At 66.1% G+C, this 11540-nt stretch carries 10 protein-coding genes and 1 riboswitch; of the genes, 9 read left to right on the top strand and 1 reads right to left on the bottom strand.

Going from position 1 to position 11540, the window contains the following annotated elements; all coding sequences use genetic code 11:
• Positions 1 to 110: 110 nt before the first annotated feature.
• The 4 genes from ABFP37_RS22340 to ABFP37_RS22325 all read left to right on the top strand — a co-directional run bounded on the left by ABFP37_RS22340 (position 111) and on the right by ABFP37_RS22325 (position 4229).
• The gene (locus ABFP37_RS22340) at positions 111 to 308 is read left to right on the top strand and encodes an IS3 family transposase (RefSeq protein ID WP_347035017.1); all 198 of its coding nucleotides are present in this window, start codon (positions 111 to 113) and stop codon (positions 306 to 308) included.
• A gap of 574 nt (positions 309 to 882) precedes the next feature.
• On the top strand, positions 883 to 2085 hold the full coding sequence (locus ABFP37_RS22335; RefSeq protein ID WP_347035016.1) for an IS110 family transposase: 1203 nt from the start codon (positions 883 to 885) through the stop codon (positions 2083 to 2085).
• Between the two features lie 297 nt (positions 2086 to 2382).
• Entirely contained in the window at positions 2383 to 3453 is a 1071-nt protein-coding gene (locus ABFP37_RS22330; protein WP_347035015.1) for an IS110 family transposase, read from the top strand.
• Between the two features lie 113 nt (positions 3454 to 3566).
• On the top strand, positions 3567 to 4229 hold the full coding sequence (locus tag ABFP37_RS22325; protein WP_347035014.1) for a gluconokinase, GntK/IdnK-type: 663 nt from the start codon (positions 3567 to 3569) through the stop codon (positions 4227 to 4229).
• Between the two features lie 19 nt (positions 4230 to 4248).
• On the opposite strand, the gene ABFP37_RS22320 is transcribed toward ABFP37_RS22325, so the two are convergent.
• Entirely contained in the window at positions 4249 to 4701 is a 453-nt protein-coding gene (locus ABFP37_RS22320) for a hypothetical protein (protein ID WP_347035013.1), read from the bottom strand.
• 340 nt (positions 4702 to 5041) lie between these two features.
• Positions 5042 to 5139, top strand: a riboswitch (glycine riboswitch).
• 156 nt (positions 5140 to 5295) lie between these two features.
• On the opposite strand from ABFP37_RS22320, the gene gcvP reads away from it, so the two are divergent.
• From gcvP to ABFP37_RS22295, 5 genes are all read left to right on the top strand, one after another.
• The gene (gcvP, locus tag ABFP37_RS22315; RefSeq protein WP_347035012.1) at positions 5296 to 8160 is read left to right on the top strand and encodes an aminomethyl-transferring glycine dehydrogenase; all 2865 of its coding nucleotides are present in this window, start codon (positions 5296 to 5298) and stop codon (positions 8158 to 8160) included.
• 39 nt (positions 8161 to 8199) lie between these two features.
• Positions 8200 to 9333, top strand: coding sequence for a glycine cleavage system aminomethyltransferase GcvT (gene gcvT / locus ABFP37_RS22310; protein WP_347035011.1), 1134 nt, complete (start codon positions 8200 to 8202; stop codon positions 9331 to 9333).
• Between the two features lie 191 nt (positions 9334 to 9524).
• Complete coding sequence (gene gcvH / locus ABFP37_RS22305) at positions 9525 to 9908, top strand: glycine cleavage system protein GcvH (RefSeq protein ID WP_078028487.1); 384 nt, start codon at positions 9525 to 9527, stop codon at positions 9906 to 9908.
• A 50-nt stretch (positions 9909 to 9958) separates the two neighbouring features.
• Positions 9959 to 11233 carry a serine hydroxymethyltransferase gene (glyA, locus tag ABFP37_RS22300; protein WP_185982441.1) on the top strand — a complete coding sequence of 425 codons (1275 nt, stop codon included), beginning with the start codon at positions 9959 to 9961 and terminating at the stop codon, positions 11231 to 11233.
• Positions 11234 to 11344: 111 nt separating this feature from the next.
• A partial coding sequence (locus ABFP37_RS22295) for a serine dehydratase beta chain (protein WP_347035010.1) occupies positions 11345 to 11540 on the top strand: 196 nt, incomplete at its 3' end.

The following is an 11540-nucleotide window of genomic DNA, read 5'->3' as shown; positions in this document are numbered from 1 at the left end:
GCCACCAGCGTGCGGCGCCACGAAGAACAACTCCGGAAACTGACCTCCCGAAACAACTAAATCCTTAACCGGCCAATCCCCGCACTCCTGGGCCATTAGCCGGATAATGCTTGGACAACGCCTCCATGGAAGGGTTCTTCAGCCACCTCAAAGAGGAATGGTTCCGGATCCAGCAACCCAGAACCATCGAGCAGTTCCACACCGGGCTAACCGAGTATCTGCGTTGGTGGAACAGCACCCGAATCCAACGCAGACTCGACTACCTCAGCCCCGACGAATACCTCGCTCACAAGCTCGCCACCGGCTAACGTTTAATTAGGAGTCCAACATTTAGGGACCACTCCAGTAGGCCATTAGCGTTCTCGTTTGACGCGCGCGGCCAGGGGCTGGCCGGATCGCAGAAGTACACGAGCGTCCCCAGCGCAGCTGTGACCTCGGCGTGTTTGGCCATCTCTGATCCACGGTCCCACGTCAATGTCCTCCGCAAGGTGGCCGGCATGACTGCGAGCACTTCGATGAGCTGGTCACGCACGTTGTCGGACCTGCTCCCCGGACGGAGCACGAAAGCGATGAGGAGTCGCGAAGAGCGTTCAACCAGCGTCACTATCGCTGATTTGTTTCCTTTCCCCATGATGCGGTCACCTTCCTTACGGTGTTGTTGTGGGTGATTTCGGGGCTGTCGTAGTGTTTCGATCACCCTCGGGTGGCGGGTATGGCCGAGATCTCCTTGCCGCTTGGACGGCTCACTGGGAATGGCCGCCCGCTGCCTGGCCGATGACTCGACCGCTTATTGAGACTTACGACATTGATCGTTGGGTAAAGACGTGCCGGCGTGGTTATCGACAGGGGCCTCGAAATAGGAGCTGATCGAAGGGATAAGACATGCCGGCGGTATGGGCGGGAATCGACTCAGGCAAAAGAACACATCATTGCGTTGTGATCGACCAGACTGGGACGGTGTTGCTGTCCACACGGGTCGAGAACGACGAAACCGTGCTGCTCGAGCTCATTGCCACGGTCGTGGAGATCGCGGCCGGTGGCGAGGTCTGTTGGGCAACGGATCTGACCGCCGGCGCTGCGGCTCTGTTGATCGAGTTGTTGGCCGCGCACGCGCAGCAACTGCTCTATATCCCCGGACGGATCGTGCATCACGCCGCAGCGACCTATCGCGGGGACGGCAAGACCGATGCGAAAGACGCGCGGATCATCGCCGACCAGGCGCGCATGCGCACAGACCTCCAACCCGTGCGCGGCGCGGACCAGATCAGCGTTGACCTGCGCCTTCTGACTGCCCGCCGCACGGATCTGATCTGCGACCGGGTCCGGTCGATCAACAGGCTCCGCGCCACCTTGCTGGAATACTTCCCGGCTCTCGAGCGCGCCTTCGACTACTCCAAGAAGGCGCCACTGCTCCTCCTCGGCGGCTACCAGACCCCCGAGGGCATCCGCCGGGTAGGACTGAAACGGCTCACAAGCTGGCTGAGGAAACGCGGCTGCCGCAACAGTGCCAAGATGGCCGAGAAGGCGCTGATAGCCGCGAACTCCCAGCACACCGTCCTGCCAACGCAGACCACAGGCTCTACCCTGGTCGTCCGACTGGCCGAGCAAATCAGCACTCTCGATGCAGAGATCGACCACTTCGATGCCCAGATCACCGCCTTGTTTCGGCAGCACGACAGCGCCGACATTCTGCTCACGATGCCTGGGTTCGGCCCCGTACTCGCGGCAACTTTCCTCGCGAACATCGGCGGCAACCTGGAAGCATTCGACTCAGTTGACCGCCTCGCCAGCGTCGCCGGCCTGGCTCCCGTCCCGCGTGATTCCGGACGCATAAGCGGGAATCTGCACCGACCGCGTCGCTTCAACCGCAGACTCCTCCGGATCTGCTACCTCGCCGCCCTCTCCAGCCTGAAGAACAGCGCGGCCTCACGGATCTACTACGACCGGAAGCGCGGAGAAGGAAAGTCACATAAACAGGCGCTCATCGCCCTTGCCCGGCGCCGCATCAACGTCCTCTGGGCCATGCTCCGCGATCACACTATCTACCGGGAACCAATGCCAGGGATCAGCGCTCAGGCGGCTTGACAGAAACTGTGAGTCTTTACATGGCTGGTCCGGGACCGGCTGGCAGGGTTGGCATTGGTCGCCTCGCCGCTGTTGTGGCTCATGACAGAACTGGCCCCCTTGGGTGCCTTGCCTATGAACTGTCCGACCGTGGTGGGCGGCCGGCGCCAGCCCGGCCCACCTCGGTGGCCTGATAAGAAGCCTGCCCGACCCCCAGTGATCGTGGCCCATCACAGTTCTGCCTCGAAGTGACCTCTCCCGGGCACGGCGCCCCGCAGCGACCGGGAACACTGTCGCATGGAAAGGAACCGTGATCGCGTGAACACCACTGTCGCCCAAACGCATTCATTCGTAATCGGCGTGGACACCCACGCCAGGACCCACACCTACGGGGTGCTAACCTCCAACGGCGAGCACCTGGGAACCGAGGCCTTCCCCAACACCCATACCGGCAGGGCCCGCGCGATCGCCTGGGCGGCACGCCGCACCGGTGGAGACCTCGGCGCCCTGTGGGTCATCGAGGGCATCGGCAGCTACGGGGCTCAGCTCGCCCGCCAGACCGGGCTTGCTGGCTACCGGGCGGTCGAGGCAGGCCGGATGGGCAGGGCAGGGCGCCGCGGCATCGGCAAGTCCGACCCGATCGATGCCCGGCGCATCGCCGCCGCCGTGCTCCCCCTCGAGGATGAGCAGCTGCGCACCCCGCGGATGGACGAAGGGATCCGGGCGGCAGCCCAGATCCTCCTCACCGCCCGGGATGAGCTCACACGGGAACGGACCAGGGCCGTGAACGCCCTGACCGCCCTCGTGCGCATCGCCGACCTCGGCATCGACGCACGGTATCCCCTCGGCGCCAGGAAGATCGGGGAGATCTCCCGCTGGCGCCCGCGCGAGGAGGACCTCGCCGCCGCGACCGCCCGCACCGAGGCCGTGCGGCTGGCTAAGAGGATCCTCGCCCTTGACGCCGAGATCACGGACAACACGAACCGGACGGGCGAGCTCGTCGAGGCCAGCCCCGCTTCGGCCCTGATCGAGGAGACCAGGATCGGGCCGGTCACGGCAGCCACCGTCCTGGTCGCCTGGTCCCATCCCGGACGGGTCAGGGACGAGGCCGCGTTCGCCGCTCTCGCCGGAGTGAACCCCATCCCGGCTTCCTCTGGCAACACCACCCGGCACCGGCTCAACCGCGGCGGCGACAGGCGCCTCAACCGCGCACTGAACGTCATCGCCATGGTCAGGATGGTCCACCACCCCCAAACTCGCGCTTACGCCGACAGGCGCCGCGTCGAAGGCAAGACCGACCGCGAGATCCGCCGCTGCATCAAGCGCTACCTCGCCCGACACCTCTTCCGCCACCTCAACACCGCCGCCGGCAGCGAAATTGGGGGTTGACGAGATATAGAAGCTTCTGACAGATAGCGGCTGGACACGGTTGCGGCCGGAACCGCTTTTCCGGGTCTCGGGTCCAAGCCCTGCTGCATCAGGCCCTCGACCCCGTTGCGCCCATGCAACCAACGCCTGCCCGTATTTTTGTGGATCCCAAGAATCCTGCATGCTGCCGAGTTGGAGTGGCCTTCTTTCATGAGCTGAACGTACAAAGGCTTCTTCTCAACCAAGCCCTCTGGGCCCATTTTTCCCGATCGGCGCGTCGAACTGCGCATGATCCAACACCTCTTTCAGATTGGTGTTGCGACGTTTGTGAGAAGCCGCCCTTTCATCCGCCCGCCAACAAGGCAAAGATGGCCGCCGGCATCCCGCTGGACGACGACGACCGGGCGCCGTGGCTCGCCGAAATCGGTGCCGCACTGGCGACGCCAGGAGGCGGCGCAGGCTCCCGCATCATCGCCTGCTCGGCGCTCAAGCGCGGCTACCGCGACCTGTTGCGCAGCTTCGTGCCGGACCTCGTCTTCGTCCATCTGTCCGGCGAGGCAGCGACGATTTCCGGCCGGCTGAGCAACAGGGCGCACGAGTACATGCCCGGCAGCCTGCTCGCTTCCCAGCTGGCCACGCTCGAACCGCTGGCGGACGATGAGGCCCACATAGTCGCGGACATCCTCGAGGAACCGGCGGCCCTGGTGGACGGAATCGTCCGGCAGCTGGAACTATCCGCTGGCCAGCACGAGGAACTGACCCGGCACGACGAACTGGCCGGGATGCCCGGCTCCTAAGGCTGGGGTTGGGGCATATTCATCGTTGGGGCGGGAGCCCCGCGCCAACTGGTTTAGCGAGCGTTATTTCGGTGTTGACAATGACGGCGGAGCACTGGAATTGCGCGCTGCAGGTTTGCAGAATCACCGAAGCAGCGGCGGCGCCTTCGTTGAACGCCATCAGGTTTGGAACCACCCTGATGGTGACTGTCTGGGCCTGCTTGGTGCAGCTGAGCTGATCGTTTCCGCCGCCACCGGCGATCCGTCCGTCGCTGACTCGTTGGGTGAGTTGGACGACGGGTACCGCGATGATCAGGGCAGGGTCGGTGTCGCACACGAATTTGACGGGAACATCCACCGCGGCGCCGTCGGCGACGAGGATTCCCGGCCCCGCGCTCACGAGCGTTGCGGGGGCTGCGTGCGCGGGCGCGGCTATGGTCATGAGGGCAACGGCAAGAGCGACGACGGCGAGGCCGCTTCTGGTGCCTAACATCAGGTTCTCCCTTGAGTGGAAGCGTGGCACCCTGTGTTCCACGTTGTCGGCCAGTGTGGTGACGGGCGCCTTTATTTACGGGAATAGCCCCTGACGGCGGCGCCGTTCCGGGCGCCGCCTGATGCGGCCGAAAGTCCGGCTGGCCGCAGAATACTAACTCCCTGCCTGGGTGACAATAGCCATTTACAAGACGCGCACGTCGGCGAGTCGGAGGCAGCGGTGGGAGGTCCCGCCGTCGTCCTCTGCCGGCGAAAACAACGCCTCATGTGACGCAGATTTTGCATCCGGCGCGGACAGCAGATAATGTGTGAGCCGTGTCACCCACCAGTGGCACAGCTTATGATCTGCGGCGGGAGAGTCCTGCCGGTACGTTCAGCGGGCGCCGTAGGAGCAAATCCTCCCCAGGAATCTCTCAGGCCCACGTACCGCCGCGGCAAGGCAACTCTGGAAAGCAGTCCGGGAAACCGGGCTCACCGACGGTGCAAGTGGCGCCTGCGAACAGCAGGCAACGCGGAAACTCTCAGGTCCAATACAGAGCGGGGAGGAACCCGAATCATCGTGGCACTCTGTGCCACCTGAATTATGGAGTTCCTCATGACGGTTCAATCGTCCCCGTCCACGTTCGCAGACCGCCACATCGGTGCGCGCCGCCAATCAGACATCGACACCATGCTCAAGGCCGTCGGCTACGACACCGTAGACGGCCTCGTTGACAACGCAGTCCCCGCCTCCATCCGCCAGGAAAAGCCGCTCAGCCTGGACACCGCCGTCAGCGAAGTTGAGGTGCTGGCCGAGCTGCGCAAGCTGGCGTCCAAGAACAAGACGGCCGTGCAGATGATCGGCCAGGGCTACTACGACACCGTCACGCCGCCGGTGATCCGCCGCAGCATCCTCGAAGCCCCGGCCTGGTACACGGCGTACACCCCCTACCAGCCGGAGATTTCCCAGGGCCGGCTCGAGGCCCTGCTGAACTTCCAGACCATGGTCCAGGACCTCACCGCGCTCCCGGTCGCCAATGCGTCGCTCCTCGATGAAGCGACCGCCGTCGCCGAGGCCGTGCTCCTGATGCGCCGGGCCAATAAGTCCGCCGGACAGAACGCTGGCGCCCGCGACGGCAAGACCGTCCTGGACGCCGACTGCCTGCCGCAGACCATCGCGATCGTGAAGGGCCGCGCCGAGGCATTGGGCTTCGAGGTCGAGGTTGCGGACCTGACCCAGGGGCTGCCCGACGGCGACATCAACGGCGTCGTCCTCCAGCAGCCCGGCGTCTCCGGCCGGGTCTGGGACCAGTCCGCGGTGATCGCAGAGGCCAAGGACCGCGGCGCGCTCGTCACCGTGGCAGCGGACCTCCTGGCCCTGACCCTGATCACGCCTCCGGGCGAACAGGGCGCGGACGTCGCCGTCGGCTCCACGCAGCGCCTGGGCGTGCCGCTGTTCTTCGGCGGCCCGCACGCTGCCTACATGGCGGTGCGCGAAGGCATGGAACGCACGCTCCCGGGCCGCATCGTCGGCGTCTCCAAGGACAACGCCGGCGTCCCCGCCTACCGGCTGGCCCTGCAGACCCGCGAGCAGCACATCCGCCGTGAAAAGGCTACGTCCAACATCTGCACCGCCCAGGCGCTGCTGGCCATCGTCTCCTCGATGTACGCCGTCTACCACGGTCCCGAGGGCCTGAAGGCGATCGCCGAGACCGTCCACAACAACGCCCGAGCCCTCGCCGCCACGCTCAAGGTCGCCGGCCGCGAACTGGTGAGCGAGTCCTTCTTCGACACCGTCACGGTCCGTGTCCCGGGCAAGGCCCGGAAGGTCATCACCGCGGCAGAGGCCCGGGGCATCAACCTTCGTTTCATCGACGCGGACACGGTTGGCGTGTCAGTCGATGAGACCACGACGGCGGAGGTCCTCTCCGCGGTGGTCGTCGCCTTTGGCGCCGGTCCGGTGGTGGCGGCCCAGGGCTTCATGCTGCCCGAGACGGTGCTGCGTTCCTCCGAATTCCTGCAGCACCCGGTGTTCAACACGCACCGCTCCGAGACCCAGCTGCTGCGCTACATCCGCAGGCTCTCGGACCGCGACCTCGCGCTGGACCGCACCATGATCCCGCTGGGTTCGTGCACCATGAAGCTGAACGCGACCGCCGAGATGGAAGCCATCTCCTGGCCGGAGTTCGCCTCGATCCACCCGTTCGCGCCGGATTCGCAGACCGAGGGCTGGCGGGAACTGATCGCCGACCTCGAGGCGCAGCTGACCGAGATCACCGGCTACGACCAGGTGTCCATCCAGCCGAACGCCGGCTCCCAGGGCGAGCTCGCGGGCCTGCTGGCCATCCGCGGCTACCACCTGTCCCGCGGCGACGAGCAGCGCAACATCTGCCTCATCCCGGCCTCGGCGCACGGCACCAACGCGGCCTCCGCGGTGCTGGCGGGCATGAAGGTTGTTGTGGTGGCCACGGCCGCCGACGGCACGATCGACCATGCGGACCTGAATGCCAAGATCGAGCTGCACAAGGACGCGCTGTCCGCCATCATGATCACCTACCCGTCCACGCACGGGGTGTACGACGCCGACGTCCGCGAGGTCTGCGACGCCATCCACGCAGCCGGCGGACAGGTCTACGTGGACGGCGCCAACCTGAACGCCCTCGTGGGTCTGGCCCAGCCGGGCAAGTTCGGTGGCGACGTGTCCCACCTGAACCTGCACAAGACCTTCTGCATTCCGCACGGCGGCGGCGGACCGGGCGTGGGCCCGGTCGCGGCCAAGGCGCACCTGGCCCCGTTCATGCCGGGCGACGCCAACAAGGCCGCGCATGAGGCCGGACGCGGCGTCGCCATCAGCGCCTCCCGTTACGGGTCCGCCGGCGTCCTGCCGATTTCGTGGGCCTACGTGAAGCTCATGGGCGGTGCTGGCCTGACCGAGGCCACCAAGTCCGCGCTGCTGGCGGCGAACTACATCGCCTCCCGGCTGAACGAGTTCTTCCCGGTCCTGTACACCGGCGAAGGCGGACTGGTGGCGCACGAGTGCATCCTTGACCTGCGTGATCTGACGGCCCGGACCGGCGTCACGGCCGAGGACGTTGCCAAACGGCTGATCGACTTCGGCTTCCACGCACCCACGCTGGCGTTCCCCGTGGCCGGGACGCTGATGGTGGAGCCCACCGAGTCCGAGGACCTCGCGGAGATCGACCGTTTCATCGACGCCATGATCACCATCCACGCCGAGATCGAGCAGGTCGCCGCCGGGGACTTCACCCTGGAGGGTTCCCCGCTGCGCAACGCACCGCACACGGCTGCCGCCGTCGTCTCCTCCGACTGGGCCCGCAAGTACCCGCGTGAGCAGGCCGCGTTCCCCGTGCCCGCTCTCAGGCAGGACAAGTACTTCCCGCCGGTGGGCCGCATCGACGGTGCGGCAGGGGACCGCAACCTGGTCTGCTCCTGCCCGCCGCTTTCCGAATTCGAAAACTGATTTCGACCAGCTCAATCACCGGATTGAAAGGATTTTCGCATGACTGAGAACTACACCGCGCTTTACGAAGAGCACAAGAAGGCCGGCGCCTCCTTCACCGACTTCGGCGGCTGGCAGATGCCCTTGAAGTACAGCTCTGAGCTGGCCGAGCACCACGCCGTGCGCTCCGCCGCCGGCCTGTTCGACCTCTCCCACATGGGTGAAGTCTGGGTCACCGGCCCGGACGCTGCGGCTTTCCTGGACTACGCCCTGGCGGGCAAACTGTCAGCGGTCGCCGTCGGCAAGGCCAAGTACTCGCTGATCTGCCACGAAGACGGCGGCATCATCGACGACCTGATCTCCTACCGCCGGGGCGACGAGAAGTACCTCGTGGTCCCGAACGCCGGCAACGCCGCGGTGGTCGCCGCGGCACTGGCCGAAAGGGCCGCCGGCTTCGAGGTTACGGTGGAGGACGATTCCGCAGAGACGTCCCTGATCGCCGTGCAGGGGCCGAAGGCAGAGGCGATTCTGCTGACCCTGGTCCCGGCCGAGCAGCACTCGCTGGTCACGGAGCTCAAGTACTACGCGGCGGTCGAGATAGGTATCGCCGTCAACGGCACTACCCAGGAGCTGCTGCTGGCCCGGACCGGGTACACCGGCGAGGACGGCTTCGAGATCTACGTGCCGAACGAGGACGCAGCGGGCCTGTGGGAGGCGTTGCTGGAAACCGGTGCCGGCCACGGGCTCATTCCCGCAGGCCTGGCTTGCCGCGACTCGCTGCGCCTCGAAGCCGGCATGCCGCTCTACGGCAACGAGCTCTCCCGCGAAGGCAACCCCTACGCCGCAGGGCTCGGCCCGGTTGTCTCCCTCGCCAAGGAGTCGGACTTCATCGGCAAGGCCGCACTGAGCGAGCTCAAGGCAGCAGGCGCGGGCTCCACCACCGGCCGCAAGCTGGTCGGCCTCAAGGGCCTGGGCCGCCGGGCAGGCCGCGGGCACTACCCGGTCCTGAAGGATGGCAACGTTGTTGGCGAAGTCACGTCCGGACAGCCCTCGCCGACGCTGGGCTACCCCGTCGCGATGGCCTATGTCGACGTCGAGTTCACCGAACCCGGCACCGCCCTGGACATTGACCTCCGCGGCAAGGCGGAGCCGTTCGAAGTCGTCGCACTGCCTTTCTACAAGCGCGCAAAGTAGTCCGCCCCGCTGGATGAGCTTGTCGAAACCGGTGGTCTCCGCAAGCTCGATCATTGGGGGTTGAGCTTGATGCCACCTGGATCTCGACAAGCCCGATCGGCGGTGCAGCCGCTGGTTGAGCTTGCCGAAACCGCGACTGGCACCCAAGCCCACCACAGATTTTTTAGACAGATGAGAAGTAAGGAATTGGAATGAGCAAAGTAGTTGCTGAACTGAAGTACTCCGCAGAGCACGAGTGGGTTGCTGCTGACGGGGCCGGCCCTGCGGGGATTGGCATCTCGGCCGTGGCTGCCGATGCCCTGGGCGACATTGTGTATGTGGACCTGCCCGAGGTCGGCTCGACCGTGACGGCGGGGGAGACCTGCGGCGAGGTGGAGTCCACCAAGTCCGTCTCGGACCTGTACGCCCCGGTGACGGGCGAGGTCGTCGAGATCAACGATGACGTCGTTTCTGATCCCGCCCTGATCAACAGCGATCCCTACGGTGCCGGCTGGCTGTTCAAGGTCGCCGTGACCGAAGAAGGTCCGCTCATGTCAGCTGAAGAGTACGCCTCCACGAACGGCGGCGAGCTGTGAGCGGGGCAGGCGCCGCAACGGCGGCCTTCGAGCAGGTCGTTTCCCCGTCCCTGGATGCGGAGCTGTCCGCGCTGGATCCGGAGATCGCGGCGAAGATCGACGACGAACTGACCCGGCAGCGCAACGGGCTGGAGATGATCGCGTCGGAGAACCACACCGCGGTCGCGGTGATGCAGGCGCAGGGTTCGGTGCTGACGAACAAGTACGCCGAGGGCTACCCCGGGAAGCGGTATTACGGCGGCTGCGAGCACGTTGACGTGATCGAGCAACTCGCGATCGACCGCGTCAAGGCCCTGTTCGGGGCCGAGTACGCGAACGTGCAGCCGCACTCCGGCGCGCAGGCGAACGCTTCCGTAATGCACGCGCTGATCCGTCCGGGCGACACGATCATGGGCCTGAACCTGGCGCATGGCGGGCACCTGACTCACGGGATGCGGATCAACTTCTCCGGCCGGCTCTACAACGTCATCCCCTACCAGGTCCGCGAAGAGGACCACCGGATCGACATGGCCGAAGTGGAGCGCCTCGCCCTCGAGCACAAGCCGGCGCTGATTGTGGCCGGCTGGTCCGCCTACGCCCGGCAGCTCGACTTCGCCGAGTTCCGCCGCATCGCCGACCTCGTGGGCGCGTACCTGATGGTGGACATGGCGCACTTCGCCGGGCTGGTCGCCGCCGGGCTGCACCCGTCCCCGGTGCCGCACGCGCACGTCACCACGTCTACGACGCACAAGACACTTGCCGGTCCTCGCGGCGGGATCATCCTTTCCAACGACGCCGACATCGCCAAGAAGATCAACTCGGCGGTGTTCCCAGGCCAGCAGGGCGGCCCGCTGGAACACGTCATCGCCGGCAAGGCCGTGGCCTTCAAGATCGCCGCCTCTGAGGAGTTCCGGGAGCGGCAGGAGCGGGTGCTGGCCGGCGCCCGGATCCTGGCCGAGCGCCTGGTCCGGCCGGACGTCACCGCGAAGGGGATTAACGTGATCTCCGGCGGCACGGACGTGCACCTGGTCCTGGTGGACCTGCGCGACTGTGAACTGGACGGGCAGCAGGCCGAGGACCGGCTCGCGGAAATCGACATCACGGTCAACCGCAACGCCGTGCCGTTCGACCCGCGTCCGCCGATGGTGACTTCGGGGCTGCGGATCGGCACCCCGGCCCTGGCCACCCGCGGGTTCGGCGAGGCCGCCTTCGCCGAGGTCGCGGACATCATCGCCGAGGCCCTGATCGCCGACGCCGGCGCGGACCTTTCCGGTCTGCGCGCACGTGTGGAGGCCCTCGCGGAAGCCCACCCGCTTTACCCGGCAGTGGCCGACCTCGCAGGCTGAACCTGTCGAAACCACCGTCCCCGGCTCCGGGGCCGGGGCCGGGTCATCTACGTCCCACCCATCCAGGCTCCCGCCCGCCCCACCCGACCACTTACCAACTAAGGAATTGCAATGGCTGTTGGAGTCTTTGACCTCTTCTCGATCGGGATCGGCCCGTCCAGTTCGCATACTGTGGGTCCGATGCGGGCTGCCGCGGTGTTCGCGGGGGAGCTTAAGGCGTCCGGGGTTCTGGACCGGGTGGCGTCGTTGCGGGTGGATCTGTATGGGTCGTTGGCCGCGACGGGGCATGGGCATGGCACCATGACGG

This window comes from Burkholderia sp. RS01 (genome assembly GCF_039748055.1).
Taxonomy (GTDB): Bacteria; Actinomycetota; Actinomycetes; order Actinomycetales; family Micrococcaceae; genus Arthrobacter.
Note: the sequence above shows the minus strand (reverse complement) of the source record. Positions and strands in the feature narration are given on the sequence as shown.

Bases quoted from the DNA above. Each gene is read 5' to 3' on its own strand.
- gcvP (WP_347035012.1), top strand. From the start codon at position 5,296: ATGACGGTTCAATCGTCCCCGTCCACGTTCGCAGACCGCCACATCGGT.
- gcvT (WP_347035011.1), top strand. From the start codon at position 8,200: ATGACTGAGAACTACACCGCGCTTTACGAAGAGCACAAGAAGGCCGGC.
- ABFP37_RS22335 (WP_347035016.1), top strand. From the start codon at position 883: ATGCCGGCGGTATGGGCGGGAATCGACTCAGGCAAAAGAACACATCAT.
- gcvH (WP_078028487.1), top strand. From the start codon at position 9,525: ATGAGCAAAGTAGTTGCTGAACTGAAGTACTCCGCAGAGCACGAGTGG.
- ABFP37_RS22325 (WP_347035014.1), top strand. From the start codon at position 3,567: ATGCAACCAACGCCTGCCCGTATTTTTGTGGATCCCAAGAATCCTGCA.
- ABFP37_RS22320 (WP_347035013.1), bottom strand. From the start codon at position 4,701: ATGTTAGGCACCAGAAGCGGCCTCGCCGTCGTCGCTCTTGCCGTTGCC.